Genomic DNA, 20,664 nt, shown 5'->3' with positions numbered 1-20,664 from the left:
GCTGCTATGAGGCGCGCAGGGGTTGCTAAATACCCAGCGTTGAGAAGGGGCTTTTTACGGCATTGCCGCCCATTTGCAAAACGTGGGTATAAATTTGAGTCGTCTTAACGTCTGTATGTCCAAGCTGATCCTGCACGGTACGAATATCAGCCCCGGATGCTAGTAAGTGAGTGGCAAAAGAATGACGCAGTGTATGTGCGCTAACATGTTTGCGGATATTGGCTTTTTGCGAGGCATTTCTGATGGCTTTTTGTAATCCGCTTTCATCAATATGGTGTCGTCTGACCCGTTGATTTTCAGGATCGATACTCAAACGATCCGATGGAAATAAATATTGCCAACCCAGTGATGTATTGGCAGAAACATATTTATGCCGGAGTGCATGTGGTAGCCAAACACCGTCATAGGTTGGATTTAGCAAATCCTTGGATAGGAGATATTCCACCCGTTGTATTTGTACTGTTAAAGGCTTTTTTAACTCTGGGGCCAGGGTGACTGTACGATGCTTTCCTCCTTTCCCATTCCAGACCCGCACACAGCAGTAATCAAAATCTATGTCTTTTGTTCGCAATCGTACGGCCTCCATGAGTCTAAGGCCGCTGCCATACATCAATGCTGCCGGTAAGTAATGGTTGCTGCTTATGTTAGCCATCAACGCAGTTATTTCGTCACGGGTGAGTACTACGGGGAGCTTGCGGGTTTTTTGACTTTTGACAAACCTTAGTTCCAGGGATAAGGGTTTGTGCAATATCTCCCTATAAAGAAAGCTGAGTGCATTTAATACCAGTGCTTGTGTTGGTCCCGCGACATTGTGCTGTAAAACCAGATGATCAAGATAGGCTTCAACTTCTCTGTCGCCCATCAAGGACGGATGCTGCTTGTTATGGAACACAATGTAACGCTTGATCCAATGCAAATAGGTTTCGATGGTTCGCTTGGCGTAGCGACGGCGCATCATTTCATCGTAAATGCTTGATAAAAAAGGGGATTTGTACATTATGCCTCCTTGCTCCTTTAAATAAGTGAGCTGTATATGCAAACAGTTATTGTATCCATAATAGGTGAATTAGCAAGGAAGCTTTCCACCTTTTATCTCGCTTGTTAATTGATAATAAAGTGCTATAAGCCTGTAATGGCGGGTAGTTTGACGGTGTGGTATAAAGCTTGATCAAAAAACTTAGGTGGAAATTTTCCGGGATGTTATACGGAAACTTTCCGTCTAATAACAATGTTATACGTCATGAATAAAAATTTTGAATTTCGTCAAACAACAAAAAGGAGTCGTTATGAGCAATAAATTCAACGTAGGTGATGTGGTGATTCTAAAGTCTGGCGGTGAGCTTATGACCGTAGAGGGGTACTCCGGAAGTACGCCTAATAAAGTTTTATGTGTATGGTCAGAAAAAGCAAAAATTCATCGTGACGAATTTCTGGAGGCCACCTTAGAGGAGTACGACACAGCTATGCCATTTAGCGTATAGCCTGCTGTATAACAATTGGTTCAAATCGTTCGCTTCGCTCACTGGGACGGGCTAAAGCCCGCCCCTTAACCAAACGTTATGTTGATATGGGATATAAAAAATAAATGACAAAAAATGATATTTACTCTTCTCTAATCGAAGCCGGTCGAGAGAAAGGATATTGTGTAATTCCTGAGTTTGCATTGCATTCTGATTGTCCTCCGAATTTAGAAGAACGACCTAAACATATCGACTTGGTTTGGGCTCTAAGGCAAAGTTCGAATTCGAATGAGCAAAACCTTCCTAACTCAAGGTATTGGAAAGTTATCGCGGCATTTGAAATAGAAGGCTGTAATGTTAAATGTGAGCGGGAGCGTCATCCAAAACATTTAGAATTGTTAAAAAAATTCTATGGTGCTGAAGTACAGCTATTCATGGTTCTCTACACACAGGCTTATGATCGGAACTGGAACAACCAAGCTACTCGAGATGGTGAAATTGCAAGCCAAAAAAGTTGGTGTGAAAATATCTGTAACGCTGAGGGCTTTAAAGTAATATCGGGTATTGAGCTTTTAAATAATCTGCAAGAGATACCAAAAGCTTAAATAATTACATAACAAAACGGTCAAGCCGATGGTTGGTATGTTGCATTTTTTGGAATTCGCTATCGCTCATTTTGCTCCAAAAAACACAACATACCAACCACGACTTACCTAAGTGTTATGTTTTGCCAAGGCAAGGAGAAAAGTTATGACTATTTATGAAGAAACAATAAATGCACTGAAGGAAATGAAGACCGTAGCCTCTCACATTACAAGTCTTGGTAAAATCATGAACAAAACTGAAGATGTTCAACTGAAGCAGCTTTTAGGCAATGTAATAACGAGGCTGCAAGGTTCTCATGCCAATCCAAAAGTTAAGGGAAAGTCCACGCCAGGGAATTTATACAATGGCAAGGATCTTCATCTAGAAAGCCTTATTAAATATTGTGAAAGTATAATCCCTACAAAAAAACCTGAGTGGCAAGTCTTGGCTGAGCGTAATGGCTGGGCACCAAAAACATAACAATCGCAGTCAAGGCGACGACTCTTCCGTTGCGGCTTCGCATTCACTACAAAGCCGCGCTTGCTGCGGGCGTTAATGAGCAGGAGAAAGTAAGTGGCAGCAGAAGATAAAGAGAGCTTCGTTCGGTGGCAAGGTATTACGAGAGATTATTTTTCGTCTGTATCCAATCTTGTTCTTGGGCTATCTACAGGTCTTCTGGCATTTTTAGTCTCTGGTTTTGTTGTTGTTCAGCCCGTTAGCAGTTGCTTGCTTATTATCGCAACATGCTCAATGGTCTTGCTCGCAATTTCCATTGGTCTATCTGTTTGGTGCGCCATCAACCGCCTGCGAGATTTTCGTGCTACCACGCAGATTGCACGTTCACGCTATAAAGATGAACCAGTCAGTTCTAGTGACCGGCAAGAAACCAAGGCTCTAGGAAAATTATCGTGGTGTCTGTTTTGGTGGCAGCTAGTTCTGTTTGGTATGGGTTCTTGTGGGGTTGCCATTACAATTATTGTGCAAATGTGGTTATAGCCAAATCATTAACAAGGCGTTCTAGTTCGCACGCTTTGCGTGCTGGACAGTTTGTAAGGTGTGCCGAGAGTAAATGGTGGGGTCGCGTAGCGTCCAAACTGTTTACGTAACTTCGCAAGAGATGGTGGCAGGCCCACCGCATTCGCTTTGCAGTAAGTGAGTGCAAACCACTTCAAGCGGCATTGATAAAGAGTCATTGTCGTGAGCGTTGAAGAAAAGTCGGAATAAAATTCGGCAGGTACGATAAACGGAGACGAACGCAAGTGAACCTTTGATGAGGCGTCGTGATGTCCCTAACTGTTGTCAAAATCAGCGACCCTTACAATTGCTGAGAGAAACCGGAAAGAAAACTGCTTACTGATCCGATGGCAACCGGCGTAAAGAAGGCGTGACCGTTTATCAGGCTTTTGTGAGGAACTCGGGAAGCTGTCGTGCTGATGTTAAGAGAGAAGCCGAAAGCGGTGACCCCGTAAGGTGAGAGTATCGATGCGGCGCACAGTGGCGGAATCGTTCGTAGTAGTGTTGAAGTTGTTGTAATGACAATGGAGCGAAGGGGCGATGTTATTCAGCAGTGATTGAACCAACAACCGCAAGGCAGGATTCAACAATCAGTGCACAGTTACAGTATATCGAAGCAGTTGGTGTATGCGGCTTGGTTGAAAGTAAAAGCAAACGCGGGTGTTGCGGGTGCTGACAATGTCTGTATCGACATGTTTGAACACAATTTGGAAAATGAGTTGTATAAACTCTGGAACCGGATGAGTTCAGGCAGCTACATGGCACCACCGGTAAAGCGAGTTGAAATGGCCAAAGCGGATGGCAAGCTGCGTCCACTGGGTATACCCACGGTGGCAGATCGAGTGGCGCAAATGGTGGTCAAGATGACACTGGAGCCGGAATGGGATAGCAAATTCCACGCATCCTCGTTTGGCTATCGCCCCAGGCGGAGTGCCCATCACGCGGTGCAAGCGGCGAAAATAAACTGCTGGAAATATTCATGGGTCATTGATCTGGATATCAAAGGTTTCTTCGACAATTTGAATCACGATCAATTACAAAAATTTGTTGCACAAGCAACGGATGACCCATGGTGCAAGCTGTACATCAAGCGCTGGATCACGGCCGGTGTGCAAATGCCGGGCGGTGAGCTGCACAAGACTGCAAAAGGAACGCCACAGGGGGGAGTTATTAGCCCGCTGTTGGCGAATCTTTATTTGCACAAAGTGTTTGATAGCTGGATGCAAAAATATTTTCCACAAAATCCGTTCGAGCGCTATGCCGACGATATTGTTTGTCATTGTCGAACAGAGCATGAAGCGGAGCAACTGCTCAGTGCTATTTCACGAAGGATGCAGCGCTTTGATTTAACACTGCACCCTGAGAAAACCAAAATTGTATACTGTGGCCGACGCAAAATAGAAAGGACCAAAGCGCAATCGTTTGACTTTCTGGGCTTCACCTTCCGGCGAAGAACCGTGAAACGCAAAGATGGCAAATTGGTTCCGGGTTTTGTACCGGCCATCAGCAACAAAGCCAAGAAAGCGATTGTGAAGACGATGAGAGAGTGGAATGTGAGACGATTGAGTAGGCTATCGATAGTCACACTCAGCAAAAAGCTCAATCCACAAATCAGAGGGTGGTTTACCTACTACGGCGCTTTTTATCCATCGGCACTGCAAGGCATTCGAGAAGCGATTGAATGCCGATTAACAAAATGGGTAAAAGGTAAATATCCGCAGAAGCGCAGCCGACGACTGAACGCCTACTCATGGTTAACGCAAATCAAACAGTGGCGGCCGACCCTGTTTGCGCACTGGTGATACATTGTTGATAGTTGGAATAACAAGAGCCGTATGACGCGAGAGTGTCACGTACGGTTCTGTGAGGGGCTGATGGGGGAGGTTCCGTTGGTCTACTCGACTCGCGGCTTTGTGGTTTTGCTGCGCAAAAGTAACCCACAAAACCACAACTTACAAACTGCCGTTGAGCACGGCGTTAGGCAATAGTAATGAAGCTGGAAACTCAGGTGACTGGAAATATCGGAATGTATTACGCGTGCTATAAGCTTTCCTGTATGGGTTGGAACGTTATGCCAACTGCGAGAAACGCTAGAGGCATAGACATTATTGCTTATAACAAATCAGGAACTGAGTTTATTGGGGTTCAAGTAAAATCACTTACAAAAAGAAATCCCGTACCATTGGGTAGCTCTCTTGAAAAAGTTATGGGTGATTTTTGGCTAATAATTAATAATGTTGGTAAAGAGCCAAATGTATTTGTAATGCTCCCTGAAGAAATTAAAAATTTAGCTCATCGTGGCGAAAAAAATGGTGTTATTTCATATTGGCTTCAACCAACATCATACGACACATCAAATTTTAAAGAAGCTTGGCATAGAATTGGGTTTGGCCACGAACACCATGCCTAACAAAGCAATCAAACGGATGGTTTTTAAGTTGCTCTTTTGCCATTCCGCTTCGCTCCATTTTATGGCAAAAGTGCAACTTAAAAACCACCGCTTATCGCGGCGTTGAAGTTGTAGAAAAACTCCTAAAAATAGTGATTTTTTGATAAAATTCGGTATCGTTTCAAGGAGTAGCGCCATGCCAAACTTCAAAAAATACAGCTATAGCCAAAGCGCAATGGTGGTTATTAATTTTGAAGAGCAATTACAGCCAGGCACTTTCGAATTTACCCTTCATAAATTAATCGACAACCATATCGACCTGTCGGCTTTCTACGAAAAGTACAGCAACGATGGCGGTGGGCGTACAGCTTACGATCCGGCCATCTTGCTAAAAATTATCTTGTTTGCGTACTCCAAGGGCATTACCTCCAGCCGCGACATTCAGTGGCAATGCGAGCACAATATTATTTTCAAAGCCCTCTCCTGCGATTCCGTCCCCCACTTCACCAGCATTGCCAGCTTTGTCAGTAGCTATCCGGATGCGATTGAATCGGTTTTTACACAAGTAATACTGGTGTGCGACCAACATGGCTTACTGGGACATGAACTCTTTGCCATTGATGGTTGCAAGATATCTTCTAATGCCGCCAAGGAGCACTCCGGAACCTTGGATGAGCTGGCTCAAAAGCGAGAAAAGATCAGCCGCAAAATCCGCACCTGCTTGAAAGAACACAAAAAACTGGATGGCCGAAAACCCAACGAGCGAGACCGCAAGCAGCAACTCGCTAAAGCAACCGACACCCTGAAAAAAGAATTCGAGCGGATAGATAAGTTCCTAAAGACAGCAACCCCACGGATGGGGCAAGGTAAAAAACCAAAGGAAGTGAAGAGCAATATTACCGACAATGAGTCGGCCAAGATGACGACCAGTAAAGGTACCATCCAGGGTTACAACGGCGTAGCCGCCGTTGATAAGAAGCATCAGGTTATTGTTGATGCCGAGGCTTTTGGTGAAAGTCAGGAACATCACACATTAAAGCCTGTTCTGCATAGCATACAGACGCGTTACCAAAAGATGGGGATCTGCGACGACATCCTAAAATCCAATGTGATCATTACGGCAGATACGGGGTTTTCCAATGGTGCTAACGATGAGTACCTTAAAGAAGAAGGTATCAATGCATATATTCCGGATAATCAATTTCGCTCAAGAGACAAGATGTTTGACCATCAAAAAGAGAAACATGGTAAGCGCCATCAAGATAATGTGAAGGGAGTAAAAGCCGTTATTCCGGCCTCGGAATTTATTTTTGACCTGCAACGAAAAAGCTGTAAGTGTCCGGCAGGGAAGGACATGTGGCTGAAACATGAATACCGTCAAGGGCCAGGTCGAATGCAATTGTATTTTGAGGGTAAGCTAACGGATTGTCGTCACTGTCCCCTCAAGTATGAATGCATGCGTAATCCTTCGTCAGCTGATAGCCGCGAAGGTCATGGGCGTCAGGTATCTAAAACGTTTTCGATTCATGCCAATGCGACAGACTGGATGAAGCGTCGGATTGATAGCAAACAAGGAAAAGCTATTTACGGTCATCGCATGTCGACTGTGGAGCCGGTTTTCGCCAATATTTGCGCGAATAAACAGCTGAATCGATTTTCGTTACGAGGAAAACGCAAGGTGCAAGGTCAATGGCAGTTATATTGTTTGGTACATAACATCGAAAAGTTAATGAATTACGCGAATGTGGGTTAATCCACAGAGTTATTCACATCGAATTCATTCGACTGCGGATAATGGGTGATTATGTTAAGGGGTTGTGGTTAAATACTGGCCAGGTAATAATTTCAATTTTAGCTGCTGGATAACGATCTCTAAAAATCGTTTTTCTACAAGCTCGTTAGAAATTTAGAGTCATGAATTACTTATCACTATTCAGAATGCCAACACCGATGAAGATCACAGGTCGATCTTCGAGTATTACTAATTCATTTATTAATTCAATTATTCCAATTATTGTCCCTACAGATAATCAAGTTCAAAAGGCATTAGAAATTTTAGAGATGGGATATGCCGATTTTCAGTGTGCATACTGTGGAGCAGCGGCATCAGAATGGGATCATTTACGTCCATTGGTAATCAATAAACTTCCAACAGGATATATTTCAGAAATTTACAATCTTGTGCCTTCTTGCGGAAAGTGTAATCAATCCAAAGGTAACAAGCCTTGGAAAGCTTGGATGCAAAGCAATGCAAAACTATCACCAAAAACCCGTGGGATTAAGGATATTGATAAGCGTATCCGGCGGTTGGAGAATTATGAAAATTGGGGTGAGCCAACTTTGATAGATTTTGAATCTGTAGTAGGTAAGGAAAAATGGAAACAGCATTGGGCTAATTGGGATTTGGTCCAATCAACTATGCGTGAAGCCCAAGAACTTGCAACTGAAATAAGGCAAAAAATAGCAAAAGCGCATGCAATGCGGCGTTATATGCCAGAGAGTACAAAATCGACTGCGGCAATAATTTCAGGGCGATATGCTGATAGATCATAAGCTTGAGCGCTAAGCTGGCTGCGATCAATCCCGGCAATGTCTTGGGTTATTGCGATAAACGTCTCGCCATCGAGAGTGAAAGACGGGTTTAGTCTTGTCAGGCTCATAGGGGCCGCAATTTTGGCAGGAGAGAGCGGTATGATAACAGTCGTTTTCAGCTCGCTCAGCAAGTCGCTTTGAATATCCAACAAGTAGGGGTATTGTTTTCGCGTACCGGGATTGGAGTTCTTATATGCAAAAAACTGTGCCATTAGAACTTCCTTATACTGTCACTAAACGTGCCATTGGATTCAACAAATTGATTGTAGGCCTTAATGGCATCGGCGTTCTCGCGCAGCCATTGTGCCCGCTGCTCGTTTCGCAATTGTTCGGCTAATGCTTGCTCCAGTGTCGCGGACAGGTTGATATTAAGCGCTCGGGCTTTTTCAAGTAAGTCGCTGTTTATACTGACATTAGTAGGTTTTTTAGGGGCTTGGGAGTTGTATGCGTGGTTCATAGTCGTTCCTCTATGCGGACAATGCGCATACAATATGCGCATATGGCGTAAGAGGCAAGGCATATAACAATCGGCTGTTGTCGCCCCTTCAGGGCTGGGATGGCCTTTCCGCCGCTCTGCGGCTACAAGCCCGCCCCAAAGCCGGGCATTAGGCATAAAATGATAACCAGCATCGCTCGTTTTATTTCAATCGTGGGGCATCCTGCGTTGCTAATGCCAATTGCCGCAGCAATAGCGGCAAATTCCATCGATAATCATAGGGTTCAGTTACTGGCAGTTATAGTCGCTATTTTCTTTGCAATTTTTGTTTTCACATATTCTCAAGTTAAAACAAGAACCGGGCAATGGGAACATGTAGATGCATCATTAAAAAACGAACATAAAGAACTTAACATTAGTGCAAGTGTATTTTTGTTTATTGGAACTTTGGTTCTTTTTCTGTTTGACGTACATTCTGGTATTGTATTTGCCGTTGGTCTTTCCGGCGCTATCGTTTTGTGTTGCTATTTTTTAAGCAAAATCGCAAAACCATCACTGCATTTTGGCTTCGCAATACTTGCAAGCTGCCTTATTTTTCCTAATGTAAGTGTGGCTACCTTTTTTCTTTTTTTTGCTGTTTTGGTTGGCTGGTCAAGATTTCACCTTGAACGGCATACGCGGCTTGATCTAGCTATCGGTGCTGGTTTAGGTTTGTTTGCAGGTATATCTTTTCAATTCCTTGTTCACATTGTAAATGCCTAACAATACCATCCGTTTATCGCAGCATTAGGCGTAAAATCCCACGCATAAAAAACACCAAGAAACTGTTGATTTATGGCCCTTCCCCTAATCAGGTGGATACCGATTTTGGATAAAGATTCAATCCGCCAAAGTTAAACAGTATTGCTGTTCTAAATCGCTCCTTGTTTCGATACCCCCTCGCTCTCACTCTTAAGACCTTAATACGACTATCAGTTCCACAGCCCGACCTTCCGCAAAAAGTCCCGCCCACGGTTTGTGCCGTTTATCCTTCTCAAAGGCTATTGGCTGGAGCAGGCCAACTTGTCAATTGGCACAGAACTGCAAGTCACCATCAACCCCGGTCAAATCATCCTGTCGGCTTCATCGGGTGACCAGGCTGGTCTATAGTATTGATGACTTAATCACCACCTGGTGCCTAGCCATACGGAATGCTCGCCCCCGGTATACGGGAGCGAGTGTTCGTTATCTCTTAGCCTTTAATGTAGTGTCAAACTACAAGGAGATATGTAACGAGAACCCTGGCAGATGGTAAGTTTGTTATCGGTTTTGGTGAGCGCAAGGCACCAACCGCCTTTGTCAACAGTTGTTCCCGCTTTCTCTATTTGGATGATGAGCCGGAAACCGAGCTGCCGGTGCAGAAACAAAGCCGAAGTATTAAGAGTGATACCAAGTTAATCAATTTACTCAGGCAAGCTATTGAGGCGGTGGAAGATGAAGAGGGCTGGGCTATGCTGGGGCCTATTGGAACCCATATTTCTAATCATGCGTCTTTTGACCAGCGAAATTATGGCTTCAAAAAATTGAGCGACTTATTTATGGCCATTGATTTGTTTGAGCTGAAAAAAACAAATGGCACGGTGCTGTGGGTTAGGGATAAAAAACGTACTAAACAGCTAAAAAAATCAATACTTCCAACTACTACCATGTCCGCCAACTGAGATGTTGGCGGTACTCCTTTTGATGCAGTAAAACCATGTTTTTGCCCGGAGATGTGTGCATGAAAAAATTCATACCTTTGGCTGCTGTGTTATTTGTTATCACCTCTCTGGATACATTCAGCGCTCCCAATAATCAGTCGAATGAACAAAGCGAACTGCCAACCTTGTTTGACACCATTGCCGCGTTGGATGCGGCGGTATTCGATACGTTTAACCATTGCAGTTCGCCGGAACAACTTAAAAAGCATGCCAGCTATTTTGCGGCGGATGTGGAGTTTTATCATGATACGGGCGGTGTAACCTGGTCGCGGCAGGATATGATTGCCAACACGGAAAAATATGTGTGTGGGAAATTTCGCCGCGAACTGATTCCCGAGACGTTTAAGGTTTTTCCCATCAAGGATTATGGTGCTATTGCCCAGGGCTCACATCGTTTTTGCCAATTTTCCACCGGGGAGTGCGAGGGTGTGGCGGATTTTGTGATGGTGTGGGGCAATCTCAATGCGGGCTGGCAGATTACCCGGGTGCTCAGTTATGGCCACAGGCCCAACCAGTAATGCGGATAGCCGGTGTTGTCGCAAGCTGATGACGACGCTTGTAGATGACATGGCTGGTATATGGCCTAATCACACGAACGCGCCTATACCATAAACAGGGTATATTGGCCGCCGCCGGGCGCTGCCATGATAGGTCTGTACCAAAAGGCTTACTTGTTCCATGACTAATACGACTGATGACAGCGGCGGACAACCCGCGCCGCCTGTGCGGGTGCTCCTGCTGGAGGACGACACGCCCCTGCGCGAGCGCTTTGCCCGCATTCTGGGTGACTGGCCCGGCGGCGAGCTGGTGGCCGCCTGCGCTACCCTGAGCGAGGCGCTGGATAGGCTGCACCGCCAGCCGGTGGATTTGCTGATGGCGGATCTGAACCTGCCCGATGGCCACGGCATTGAGGCTATCCAGTTATTGCGCCGCCTGTATCCCGAGGCGGATGCCATGGTGATTTCGGCCTTGGCCGATGACGAGACGGTGCTGGGGGCCATCGAGGCCGGTGCCGTGGGTTATCTGCTTAAAGATGCCGATTCCCTGGAGCTGGTGGAGGCGATCCAGGAGTTGCGCGCCGGGCGCTCGCCGATTTCCTCTTCCATCGCCCGCATCCTGGTGCGGCGCATGGGGGGCTCCACGCCAGCCACACCAACCCCGGAGCTGACACCCCGGGAGACGGAGATTTTGCGCGGTATCGCCAAGGGCTTTACCTATACCGAACTGGCGGAATGGCTCGGTATTTCCCGCCACACGGTGCCCGTGCATATCAAGAATATTTACCGCAAGCTGGCGGCCAACAACCGTTCGGAGGCCGTTTACGAAGCCTCGAAGAGGGGGCTGATAAAACTGTGATGCGCACACTGGGGTTGGGGCTGCTGTGGGGTGTGCTGGCGGCACTGGCCAGTGTCCCCCTGTGGCTGAAGCCGCCGGAACCGGGTGTGCTGGCGATTGCGCAAGCCCAGCGCCTGGAGAATGGCGCCTGGCAACCAGTTGCACTGCCACAGGCGCGCCGGCCCGCCAGTCGCTGGGAGCATTACCGCGCAACGCTTCCGCTGGACGAGGCCGGCGCGCGCTACCTGTTTATCCCGACCGTCAGCCAGCGGGTGGTGGTTGAGCTGGCCGGCCAGCAGATCGCCGATACCGAGCTGCGCACCACCATGATCGGGCTGGCGTCGGGCACCACGGCGCTGGTGCCGCTGCCAGCCTGGCTGTTGCAGGCGGGCGACAATGTTATCGATATTCACCTGCAATCCATGAGCCTGGTGCCGGGCTACCTTTCCCCCCTTTACATCGGCAGCGCCGACGAACTGGTGCCCTATTACCGCAGCCGGGTGTTCCTGCTGGAATACCTGCGCCTGGTGGTGCCCGCCGGCCAGTTGCTGCTGGCCCTGGTGGTGCTGGTGCTCTGGCTGTACCGGCCCCAGGAGGCGCTGTTCGGCTGGCTGACCCTGCTGCTGGTGACTTCCATGTTTATTTACCTGGGCATGATGCGCAACCTGCTGCCGTTCCTGGCCGAGCTGATGCCCTACCTGTATATGCTTGGCTCCATGGCCAGCATTATCCTGGTGATTACCGTGCTGCTGGTGGCCGGCATAGCGCCGCCGCGCTGGCTGAAGCTGGCGGCGGCGGGTGTGCCCGCGGGCTGTGTCCTGCTGGGGCTTGCGGATATCCTGCCCACCTCGGGGCTGGTGATGTTTGTGAATGCCCCGCTGAATATGGCCGGGCTGCTGGTCAGCCTGGTGATCATCGGCTGGGCGGCTTTGATCAAGCGCATCGGCGAAGCCTGGCTGCTGCTGTTTCCCCTGCTGCTGGCGCTGTTGTCGGCGGTGCATGACTATGCGGTGGTCACCGCCCGGCTGGATGGCCCGGTGTTGCTGTCTGTGTACTATCGCCCGGCGCTGATGATCGGCATCGCCATGATCCTGATGCGCCGCCTGGGTATCAGCCTGAACCGGCTCGATGACGTTAATGCCTACCTGACCCAGCGGTTGACGGAGCAGGAGCGGGAGCTGGCACGCCTGCACCAGGAGGAGCGCCGGGAGGCCGCCTGGCGGACGCTTAACGATGAGCGCCAGCGCCTCACCGCCGATCTGCACGATGGCCTCTCCGGCCACCTGGCGTCGATTATCGCCCTGTCCGAACGGGAAAACTCCGTGCAGGTGGAGCGCGCCGCGCGCGAGGCGCTGGACGATCTGCGCCTGGTGATCCACTCGCTGGATATCCGCGACCGGGAGTTCCCTGCCGCCCTGGCCGGCCTGCGCGAGCGGCTGGAGCGGCAGCTCCGGCGTATGGGCGTGTCCCTGCACTGGTCGATGGCGCGCCTGCCGGAAATCGCCGGGGTCACCCCCTCCCATGCCCTGAACGTGCTGCGCATTGTGCAGGAGGCCGTCACCAACGCCCTCAAGCATGGCCGGGCCACCCATATCCGCGTGCAGGGTGGGCAGGATGACGAGGGCAATGCCTGTATCCAGGTGGAAAACGATGGCATTCCCTTCCCGCGCCAGCCGGATCGCGCCGGCAACGGCCTGAACAATATGCGCCGCCGCATCCGCCAGCTCAATGGCAGCATTGAGATCGAACCGCTGGCAAGCGGCACCCGCCTGACCCTGAGGCTGCCCCTGCAATTGCCGGAATCCACGCCGGGCTAGGGCCGACCCAGGCATACCATGAATATGGTATGCCTGTGCTGCGCCCGGGCCGCGATAATGGGTTATCGCTGACTGGCTAATACCAATAACTATATCTATCTGGATTGCAGGCAACGTTTCCTGACAGGGGCGGGGCTGCCCCCTGTCCAGGCATTCCGAACCGCGTAGCACGGGGCTGACATAACACTATGCACTGGCGTCTTCTTATCCTCCTCGGTGCCTTGTTGGCCGCTATTGTGCTGGTAGGGATGTGGTGGTTTGCGCCTGGCGAGCGCGATGCCGGGGGGGCTGCCCCGGTAACGGCCCCGCCCCCCGCACGGGAAAGCGCGGCTCTGCAGCTGGTGGACGAAAGCCCTTGCCGGCAATGCCATGCGCGCCAGTTCGCAGACTGGCTCGGTTCGCACCACCAGTTGGCCATGCTGGCCCCGACGGCCGATACCGTGCTCGGCGACTTCAACAACATCACTTTGACCAGCGACCGCGAAACCACGGTCTTTTTTCGCCAGGGCGATGAATTCCGGGTGCGCACCCCCGATGCCACCGGCACGCCCAATGAATTTCGTGTGGCCTATACCTTTGGCTGGGCGCCCTTGCAGCAATACCTGCTGGCGCTGGATGACGGGCGCTTGCAGGCCCTGGGTGTCGCCTGGGATAGCGAACAGCAGCGCTGGTTCCATCTCTACGAGGGCCAGGGTGTGGACGCCCATCATGCCCTGCACTGGAGCAAGCCGGCGCAGAACGCCAATACCCAGTGTATCGAGTGCCATACCACCGGCTTCCAGCCCGGTTACGACGCGGCATCCGGCGGTTTCGACAGCCAGTGGCACGCCCTGGGGGTTGGCTGCCAGGGCTGCCATGGCCCGGCTTCCGACCACCTGCGCTGGACAGCGGCCCCGGACAGCAGCCCAAACAAGGGCTTTGCCTACGCCCTGGGCGTGGATGCGGGAGCGCAGCAGATAGAAACCTGCGGCCGCTGCCACAGCCGCCGCACGCCGCTGGGCGATCCCGCGCGCTGGAACCGGCTTGAGGATGCTTACCTGGTCAGCCTGCTGGGCGCGGAACTCTATGAGGTGGACGGCAAGATCAAGGACGAGGTGTTTGAATACGGCTCCTTCCTGCAAAGCCGTATGCACCAGGCCGGGGTGGTGTGCAGCGACTGCCACAATGCCCACAGCGGCCAGTTGCGCCTGAGCGGCAATGCCGTGTGCACCCAGTGCCACAACCCGGCGGGGGTTGCGGTGCGCCCGGCCATTCGCAGCGATAACCTGCGGGCGGCGAACTACGACAGCCCGGCCCATCACCACCATGCGCCCGGTTCGCCCGGGGCCGAGTGCCGCGCCTGCCATATGCCCGGCAAGGTCTATATGGGCAACGACCTGCGCCATGACCACAGTTTCAGCTCGCCGGACCCGGCCCAGGCATTGGCCCTGGGGCACAGCGATGCCTGCCTGGGCTGCCATACCGACCGGCCCGCCGAGGCCCTGGTGACGCAGTTCCAGCAATGGTATCCCGACCACCGGCCCCGCGATGGCGGCTACGCCCAGGCCCTGTTCAAGGCCCGCCAGGGGCAGGCCGGCGCCGCTGCCGCCCTGTCTGAACAGCTTGCCCGGAGCGACCTGCCGGCCCTGCGCCGTGCCGCGCTGATCGCAGAATTGCCGGCCTATCCCTCGGCGGGGGCGCAGCGCCTGTTGCAGGCGGCGCTCGGGCACGCGGATGCGGCGGTGCGGCGCGCGGCTATCGAGGCCAGTGCGGCGCTGGACCCCGGCCTGCTTGAGGCCCGGCTGGCGGAGTTGATCAATGACCCGTTCCGCGCCGTGCGCATCACCGCCGCCGGGCACTGGCTGATGCTGGCCGACCAGTACGGCGCGAGCCTGCCGCCCGAATCCTTTGGCGAATACGAACAGGTACAGGCGCAGTTGCCGGCCAATGCCGAGGCCCATTTCAACCTGGCCAACCTCTACCGGCTGACTGGCCGGGCCGGGCAGGTGGAGGCGGCCCTGCAAACCGCGCTGCAACGCGACCCGGCCTTTGCGCCGGCCGTGGTATCGCTGGCCCAATGGCGCGAACAGCACGGCGATCCCGCCGCTGCCCGCCGGTTGCTGGAAGACAGCCTGCGCGCCTATCCCGGCGATGCCGGCCTGCACCACGCCCTGGGCCTGGCGCATATCCGCGCGCGCCAGGTCGGCACCGGGGTGCACGCACTTGAACAGGCGCATACCTTGGAGCCGGACAACGACACCTACGCCTATGTGCTGGCGGTAGCCTGGCACGACACCGGCAAACGCGAACAGGCACTGCAATTGCTGCGCGAGCAGTTGCAGCGGCGGCCCGCCCGCCGGCCATTGCGCTTGGCCTTGCTCGGCTACCTGCCGCCGGGCAGCGAGCGGGACGCCCTGCTCAGTGAATTGAAACAACAGAACCCACAAGACCCGGTGCTGGCCCAGCACCCAAGACAGGGGAATTGACCATGGACATTCGCACACTACTGCTGGCCAGCCTGTGCCTGCTTGCCATCAGCGGCTGCCACTCCGGTTCGAGTTCCGGCGCCGGTTCCAGCGCAAGTGCCGCTTCCGCATCCAGCGCTTCGAGCCATGTTGAATCGAGCAGCACCGGGTCGAGCGAACCGGCGTCGCCGCCCAATATCCTGTTTGTCATCATGGATGACGTGGGCGTGGATCAAATGCCTTCCATGGGTTATGGCGGCCTGCATCCGCCGAGCATGCCGACCATCGACGCCATCGCCGGTGCCGGCATCCGTTTCCGCAACACCTGGTCCATGCCCGAATGCTCGCCGGGGCGCGCCGCGCTGCTGGCCGGGCGCTATCCCCTGCGCACCAACATCTACCAGGCCATCGGCCCCAATGACCTGGCCAACTCCCAGCTTTCCCGCTACGACCTCACGGCGCCCAAGCTGCTGAAGGGAGCCGGTTACGAAAGCGCCATGTTCGGCAAATTCCACCTGGCGGGGCCGGACTACAACGCCGCCGGCAATGGCACGCCGCGGGAACTGGGCTGGGATTATTTCTATGGGTGGACCGGCGGCCTGCCGGCTTCCATCGACACCACCGCCGGGGGTATCGCCCCGGCGGACACCTATTCCTGCGGTTATGTGCCGGCGCTGGCCGATGACGGGGAAGCCGGGGCCGACCAGGGCGCCTGCTATATCCCGCACAGCCCGGACAATTTCACCTGCGCAGAGCTGACCAGTGACCCCGAAGGCGATGCCGCCGGGCTGCAATGCCTGATTCGCGGCGGCATCCTGGTACCCAATGCGGCCTGTGCGCCGACCCCGCCCGATACCCTCGACTTCGCGCGGGAAAACGCCCATTACGTCTCGCCGCTGGTGATCAATCGCCCGGATGGTATTGAGGAAGTGCCGCTCGCCGATCCGCGCGGGCGCGGCTATCGCTCCACCATCGAGGCCGCTGCCGCCCGCGACTGGATCAACAGCCGCGACGGCAGCAAACCCTGGATGGCCACTGTCAGTTTCAGCGCCGCCCATACGCCGCTGCAAACACCGCCAAGCGCACTGCTGCCCTCGAACAACACGCAAGGCATGAAAGCCGATTGCCGCATGGCCACTGACACCCTGGTCAACCAGCGCCTGCTGACCGACGCGCTGGTGGAGGCCATGGACGAGGAACTGGGCCGCCTGTTGGTGGAAACCGGTATCGCGGTGCGCGATGGCGAGGGCAGGCTGGCCTACCAGCCGGACAGCAACACCATGGTGGTGATCGTTGGTGATAACGGCTCCTTCGGCGCCACGGCCAAAGTCCCCTTCGACCTCACCCGCGCCAAGGGCACGGCCTACCAGACCGGCATCTGGGTGCCGCTGATCGTCGCCGGCCCCCTGGTGGGGGCGCCGGACCGCGATGTGGAGCATATGGTTAACACCGCCGATGTCTTTCACCTGTTCGGCGAAATCGCCGGGCTGGCGGTGGACACCCTGGCGCCCCAGGGTATCGACGGGATGGCCATGCTGCCCTATCTGCAAAACCCGGTTCAATCCAGCCTGCGCGCGTACAACTTTGCCCAGGGCGGCCTGAATATCCAGCTCGACCAGGGGCGCAACGGCCCCTGTGTGATCAACAACCTCTGCTCGCACACCCCGGTGAACAAGGCGGTGTGCGAGGACAACGGCGGCACCTGGTGGGGCATGGGTGCCGACGACCCGCAGGTCGCCGCCTATGGCAGCGGCGACCTGGCGCACTGCTGGCAGGTGAACCAGGCCATCTACCGGCACGACCCGGATGCCTACGCCCAGAACCGCCGCGAGATGGGCTGGACCAGCTACCTGGCCATCCGCAACGACCATTACAAGCTGGTGCGCAATCGAACCCAGGACTACGACACAGCGACCGATAACGGGGTGGAAGTCGAGTCCGTTGAATTTTATGCCATCGACCAGGCGGTGCCGCTGCCGACACTGGATACCGCCGACAACAACCTGCTGGCCGATAAGGCTGCCGATGACCTGCCCCTGCACCAGCGGCAGCACTACCAGGCGCTCAGCGCCCGGCTGGATGCCATCCTGGCATCCCAGCCTGCCTGCCCGGGTGATGGCAATCGCGATGGGATGGTGGACGGCACTGACCTGGAGCAATGGGCCTACTGGGCCGACCCTGACCAGGGTGGCGGCTATTCGAGCTGGTATGACTTCAACTACGACGGCCTGACCGACGCGGCCGACCGGGCCGTGATCGAGGCCAATAGGGGCAATCAATGCCAGCCACAGCCTTAAGGAAAGCGCCCGGTGGCCTGCCCGCCGCGCGCTGCAATATTCACGGGTGCCGCCGCTTGCAGCGGCGCCCATTACATAAGGGGAAACAACCATGAAGACTCGTATGATAATGGCCTGCCTGTGCCTGCTGGCCGTCAGCGGCTGCAACCTGGGCTCCAGCTCGGGTTCCGGCGGCGGCGCCAGCAGTGCCAGTGCCAGCCTCGACAGCAGTTCCAGTGCCAGTTCCAGTTCTGAACCGGGGGGCACAGCCGATGTGCCGCCCAATATCCTGTTTATCGTTATGGACGACCTCGGCGTCGACCAGCTTGCCGCCTTCGGCTATGGAGGAACCATCCCGCCACAGACCGACAGCATCGACGCCATTGCCAGCGCCGGGGTGCGCTTCCGCAACACCTGGTCGATGCCCACCTGCTCGCCCACCCGCTCCACCTTTTACGAGGGGCGTTATCCGTTCCGCAGCGGGGTGCGCAATGCCGTGCTCTCCGCCGACCTGGCCAATTCGCAGGTATCGCCCTACACCCTGACAACGCCGAAATTGCTGCGCGAAGAGGCGAACTATGTCAACGCCCTGATCGGCAAGATGCACCTGACCGGCTCCGACCTGAACCCGGACAACCATCCCCTGGGCGATGAGGCCATGCGCGAGCTGGGCTGGGATTATTTTGCCGGCTACCTCGATGGCGCGCCCTATCCAATCGACACCACTGCCGGCGGTGTGGCTCCGGCAGGCACTTACCATTGCGGCTTTGTGCCCACCACCCTGATCGATCCCGACCAGGGCGCTGACACCGGTGTCTGCTACCTGCCCGAGGGCAGCGAGTCCACCCATTTGGTGATGGACGACCCGGAAGACTACCCGACACCGGGCCGCACCTGCCTCGAACTGGGCGGCATCCTCGACCCCGGTGCCACCGAATACAGCGATACCCGCCGGGCCGCACTGAACTTCAACACCCAGAACGGCCATTACACGGGCGAATGGAAAATCAACCTGGCCGATGGCACCAACCAGACTGTCCACGCCTCCGATGCCCGCGCCCGCGGCTACCGTGCCATCCTGGAAACTGACGCCGCCATTGCAACCATCACCCGCATCCGGGAGCAGCACCCTGACCGGCCCTGGATGGTAAGCCTCGGCTATTCCGCCCTGCACACTCCCTTGCAACCGCCGCCGGCCGCCCTGCTGCCGCACCCGGATGCCGCCCTCAGCCTGGTGGGCTGCGGCACCCCGGTGGCCAGCGCCCTGACCGAACTGGGCATTCTGCCGCAGGAATCGCTCGACCTGGCCGAGTTTACCCAGCAGCGGGCAGTGGCCCAGCATATGCTGGAAGCCATGGATCACGAAATCGGCCGCCTGCTGGTCACCGCCGGCATTGCCGAGCGGCTTGAAGACGGCAGCCTCCAGTACAACCCGGACAGCAATACCGTGGTTATCATCGTCAGTGACAACGGCACCTACATGCCCACCGTCAAACTGCCGTTCGACCCGCTGCGCGCCAAGGGTTCGCTGTACCAGACCGGTGTCTGGGTGCCGCTGATCGTGGCCGGCCCGCCCGCGGTGGTCAGCAACCCTGACCGGGACGTGGAACATATGGTGAACACCACCGACCTCTACAGCCTGTTCCGCGAAATCGCCGGTATCGATGAAGGCCGCCTGCCGGAAAGCTGGCGCGGACAACTGGACGCCCAGCCGGTACTGCCCTACCTGACAGAGCCGGGACGCGACGCCATCCGCACCACCAACTTCACCGAGCAGGGTGTCAACTTCAGCGTCGATACCCCGCCGCCCTGCGTGATTCCCGCGGCCAATACCTGCGTGCAGATCTTCACGCAGAAAGGTGTCTGCGAAGACCAGAGCGGTGTCTGGTACGGTGCCGGCAGTGATATTGCCGGTGTACCGGAAGGGGGCTTCGGCTCCTGTTGCGCGGTCAACGCCTGGTTCGAGGACAACGGCGGTGAAGCGGTACAGGTCTTCCCCAGCCACCAGGCCGCCCTGCGTGACGATCAGTACAAGCTGGTGCGCATCACCCGCCCCTATTGCGATAACGGCGTGGAAGCCGGCTCCACCGCCACCGAGGAGTTCTATGAAATCAACCAGAGCAGGGATACCGCCGAACTCAAGCTCGACCGGGAAGAACTCAACCTGCTGGCGGATAAAACGCCTGACGACCTGACGCCGGAACAGCGGGACAGTTTCACCGCGCTGAGCAGCGCCCTGACCGACCTGCTGAACAGTGGCATCGACTGCCCCGGCGATGGCAACGGCGACCTGGTGGTGGATGAACAGGATCAGGCGGAATGGGCCTATTGGGCCGACCCGGAACAGGGCGGCGGCCTGTCGAGCTGGTATGACTTCAACCGGGATGGCCTGACGGATGCCGCCGACGGGGAGATTATCCTGGCCAATATGGGGAATGATTGCCGGCCGTAATTGAATGGTTATTCGTTTGCCCAGGGCTCTTGCAGGAGCCTTGGGCAGCAAGTCCGGGTATCACTGGTTATACGTAAACACGCCGCTATTGGTATGCCCAACCACTTGCGCAATACAGGTATGGC

20 protein-coding genes are annotated in these 20,664 nt (G+C 54.4%); 17 read left to right on the top strand and 3 right to left on the bottom strand.

Annotation, left to right across the window (positions count from 1 at the left end; all coding sequences use genetic code 11):
• Positions 1 to 25: 25 nt before the first annotated feature.
• Entirely contained in the window at positions 26 to 997 is a 972-nt protein-coding gene (locus tag CJA_RS15335; RefSeq protein WP_012488763.1) for an integron integrase, read from the bottom strand.
• A 289-nt stretch (positions 998 to 1,286) separates the two neighbouring features.
• Here CJA_RS15335 and CJA_RS15330 point away from each other — a divergent pair, with 289 nt between their 5' ends.
• The 8 genes from CJA_RS15330 to CJA_RS19175 all read left to right on the top strand — a co-directional run bounded on the left by CJA_RS15330 (position 1,287) and on the right by CJA_RS19175 (position 8,001).
• Positions 1,287 to 1,481, top strand: coding sequence for a YodC family protein (locus tag CJA_RS15330; protein ID WP_041551611.1), 195 nt, complete (start codon positions 1,287 to 1,289; stop codon positions 1,479 to 1,481).
• 104 nt (positions 1,482 to 1,585) lie between these two features.
• Positions 1,586 to 2,065 carry a hypothetical protein gene (locus CJA_RS15325; protein ID WP_041551610.1) on the top strand — a complete coding sequence of 160 codons (480 nt, stop codon included), beginning with the start codon at positions 1,586 to 1,588 and terminating at the stop codon, positions 2,063 to 2,065.
• A gap of 145 nt (positions 2,066 to 2,210) precedes the next feature.
• On the top strand, positions 2,211 to 2,525 hold the full coding sequence (locus CJA_RS15320) for a hypothetical protein (RefSeq protein ID WP_049765477.1): 315 nt from the start codon (positions 2,211 to 2,213) through the stop codon (positions 2,523 to 2,525).
• 93 nt (positions 2,526 to 2,618) lie between these two features.
• Positions 2,619 to 3,041 carry a hypothetical protein gene (locus tag CJA_RS19390; protein ID WP_148208900.1) on the top strand — a complete coding sequence of 141 codons (423 nt, stop codon included), beginning with the start codon at positions 2,619 to 2,621 and terminating at the stop codon, positions 3,039 to 3,041.
• A gap of 575 nt (positions 3,042 to 3,616) precedes the next feature.
• Positions 3,617 to 4,861, top strand: coding sequence for a group II intron reverse transcriptase/maturase (gene ltrA, locus CJA_RS15315; RefSeq protein WP_202944164.1), 1,245 nt, complete (start codon positions 3,617 to 3,619; stop codon positions 4,859 to 4,861).
• A 188-nt stretch (positions 4,862 to 5,049) separates the two neighbouring features.
• Positions 5,050 to 5,469, top strand: a complete 420-nt coding sequence (locus CJA_RS15310) for a hypothetical protein (protein ID WP_041551608.1) — start codon at positions 5,050 to 5,052, stop codon at positions 5,467 to 5,469.
• Between the two features lie 175 nt (positions 5,470 to 5,644).
• Positions 5,645 to 7,201, top strand: coding sequence for an IS1182 family transposase (locus CJA_RS15305; RefSeq protein ID WP_012488761.1), 1,557 nt, complete (start codon positions 5,645 to 5,647; stop codon positions 7,199 to 7,201).
• A 161-nt stretch (positions 7,202 to 7,362) separates the two neighbouring features.
• Entirely contained in the window at positions 7,363 to 8,001 is a 639-nt protein-coding gene (locus CJA_RS19175; protein WP_187422471.1) for an HNH endonuclease, read from the top strand.
• On the opposite strand, the gene CJA_RS15295 is transcribed toward CJA_RS19175, so the two are convergent.
• Both CJA_RS15295 and CJA_RS15290 read right to left on the bottom strand, forming a co-directional pair.
• The gene (locus tag CJA_RS15295) at positions 7,935 to 8,252 is read right to left on the bottom strand and encodes a CcdB family protein (RefSeq protein ID WP_041551606.1); all 318 of its coding nucleotides are present in this window, start codon (positions 8,250 to 8,252) and stop codon (positions 7,935 to 7,937) included. The genes CJA_RS19175 and CJA_RS15295 overlap by 67 nt on opposite strands.
• Positions 8,252 to 8,497: a type II toxin-antitoxin system CcdA family antitoxin gene (locus tag CJA_RS15290; RefSeq protein ID WP_041551605.1), complete on the bottom strand. Its 246-nt coding sequence runs from the start codon at positions 8,495 to 8,497 to the stop codon at positions 8,252 to 8,254. Before CJA_RS15290 ends, CJA_RS15295 begins: the two co-directional genes overlap by 1 nt.
• Before the next feature lie 159 nt (positions 8,498 to 8,656).
• Here CJA_RS15290 and CJA_RS15285 point away from each other — a divergent pair, with 159 nt between their 5' ends.
• The 9 genes from CJA_RS15285 to CJA_RS15250 all read left to right on the top strand — a co-directional run bounded on the left by CJA_RS15285 (position 8,657) and on the right by CJA_RS15250 (position 20,539).
• Complete coding sequence (locus tag CJA_RS15285; protein ID WP_012488759.1) at positions 8,657 to 9,238, top strand: putative PAP2 superfamily; 582 nt, start codon at positions 8,657 to 8,659, stop codon at positions 9,236 to 9,238.
• 255 nt (positions 9,239 to 9,493) lie between these two features.
• On the top strand, positions 9,494 to 9,625 hold the full coding sequence (locus CJA_RS19170; protein ID WP_012488758.1) for a SymE family type I addiction module toxin: 132 nt from the start codon (positions 9,494 to 9,496) through the stop codon (positions 9,623 to 9,625).
• A 215-nt stretch (positions 9,626 to 9,840) separates the two neighbouring features.
• Positions 9,841 to 10,176 (top strand): OST-HTH/LOTUS domain-containing protein, encoded by a 336-nt coding sequence (locus CJA_RS15280; protein WP_012488757.1) that lies wholly within the window; start codon positions 9,841 to 9,843, stop codon positions 10,174 to 10,176.
• A 59-nt stretch (positions 10,177 to 10,235) separates the two neighbouring features.
• The gene (locus CJA_RS15275) at positions 10,236 to 10,733 is read left to right on the top strand and encodes a nuclear transport factor 2 family protein (RefSeq protein ID WP_012488756.1); all 498 of its coding nucleotides are present in this window, start codon (positions 10,236 to 10,238) and stop codon (positions 10,731 to 10,733) included.
• A 160-nt stretch (positions 10,734 to 10,893) separates the two neighbouring features.
• A complete protein-coding gene (locus tag CJA_RS15270; RefSeq protein WP_012488755.1) occupies positions 10,894 to 11,571 on the top strand; it encodes a response regulator in 678 nt (225 codons plus the stop codon).
• Positions 11,571 to 13,367, top strand: a complete 1,797-nt coding sequence (locus tag CJA_RS15265) for a sensor histidine kinase (RefSeq protein ID WP_012488754.1) — start codon at positions 11,571 to 11,573, stop codon at positions 13,365 to 13,367. Before CJA_RS15270 ends, CJA_RS15265 begins: the two co-directional genes overlap by 1 nt.
• A gap of 188 nt (positions 13,368 to 13,555) precedes the next feature.
• Positions 13,556 to 15,832 (top strand): multiheme c-type cytochrome, encoded by a 2,277-nt coding sequence (locus CJA_RS15260; protein WP_012488753.1) that lies wholly within the window; start codon positions 13,556 to 13,558, stop codon positions 15,830 to 15,832.
• 2 nt (positions 15,833 to 15,834) lie between these two features.
• Positions 15,835 to 18,108, top strand: a complete 2,274-nt coding sequence (locus CJA_RS15255) for a sulfatase-like hydrolase/transferase (protein ID WP_012488751.1) — start codon at positions 15,835 to 15,837, stop codon at positions 18,106 to 18,108.
• Between the two features lie 91 nt (positions 18,109 to 18,199).
• Positions 18,200 to 20,539: a sulfatase-like hydrolase/transferase gene (locus CJA_RS15250; protein WP_012488750.1), complete on the top strand. Its 2,340-nt coding sequence runs from the start codon at positions 18,200 to 18,202 to the stop codon at positions 20,537 to 20,539.
• Positions 20,540 to 20,664: the final 125 nt, after the last annotated feature.

It is taken from the genome of Cellvibrio japonicus Ueda107 (genome assembly GCF_000019225.1).
Classification (GTDB): domain Bacteria; phylum Pseudomonadota; class Gammaproteobacteria; order Pseudomonadales; family Cellvibrionaceae; genus Cellvibrio; species Cellvibrio japonicus.
Note: the sequence above shows the minus strand (reverse complement) of the source record. Positions and strands in the feature narration are given on the sequence as shown.

Bases quoted from the DNA above. Each gene is read 5' to 3' on its own strand.
- CJA_RS15335 (WP_012488763.1), bottom strand. From the start codon at position 997: ATGTACAAATCCCCTTTTTTATCAAGCATTTACGATGAAATGATGCGC.
- CJA_RS15330 (WP_041551611.1), top strand. From the start codon at position 1,287: ATGAGCAATAAATTCAACGTAGGTGATGTGGTGATTCTAAAGTCTGGC.
- CJA_RS15325 (WP_041551610.1), top strand. From the start codon at position 1,586: ATGACAAAAAATGATATTTACTCTTCTCTAATCGAAGCCGGTCGAGAG.
- CJA_RS15320 (WP_049765477.1), top strand. From the start codon at position 2,211: ATGACTATTTATGAAGAAACAATAAATGCACTGAAGGAAATGAAGACC.
- CJA_RS15310 (WP_041551608.1), top strand. From the start codon at position 5,050: ATGAAGCTGGAAACTCAGGTGACTGGAAATATCGGAATGTATTACGCG.
- CJA_RS15305 (WP_012488761.1), top strand. From the start codon at position 5,645: ATGCCAAACTTCAAAAAATACAGCTATAGCCAAAGCGCAATGGTGGTT.
- CJA_RS19175 (WP_187422471.1), top strand. From the start codon at position 7,363: ATGAATTACTTATCACTATTCAGAATGCCAACACCGATGAAGATCACA.
- CJA_RS15295 (WP_041551606.1), bottom strand. From the start codon at position 8,252: ATGGCACAGTTTTTTGCATATAAGAACTCCAATCCCGGTACGCGAAAA.
- CJA_RS15290 (WP_041551605.1), bottom strand. From the start codon at position 8,497: ATGAACCACGCATACAACTCCCAAGCCCCTAAAAAACCTACTAATGTC.
- CJA_RS15285 (WP_012488759.1), top strand. From the start codon at position 8,657: ATGATAACCAGCATCGCTCGTTTTATTTCAATCGTGGGGCATCCTGCG.
- CJA_RS15275 (WP_012488756.1), top strand. From the start codon at position 10,236: ATGAAAAAATTCATACCTTTGGCTGCTGTGTTATTTGTTATCACCTCT.
- CJA_RS15270 (WP_012488755.1), top strand. From the start codon at position 10,894: ATGACTAATACGACTGATGACAGCGGCGGACAACCCGCGCCGCCTGTG.
- CJA_RS15265 (WP_012488754.1), top strand. From the start codon at position 11,571: ATGCGCACACTGGGGTTGGGGCTGCTGTGGGGTGTGCTGGCGGCACTG.
- CJA_RS15260 (WP_012488753.1), top strand. From the start codon at position 13,556: ATGCACTGGCGTCTTCTTATCCTCCTCGGTGCCTTGTTGGCCGCTATT.
- CJA_RS15255 (WP_012488751.1), top strand. From the start codon at position 15,835: ATGGACATTCGCACACTACTGCTGGCCAGCCTGTGCCTGCTTGCCATC.
- CJA_RS15250 (WP_012488750.1), top strand. From the start codon at position 18,200: ATGAAGACTCGTATGATAATGGCCTGCCTGTGCCTGCTGGCCGTCAGC.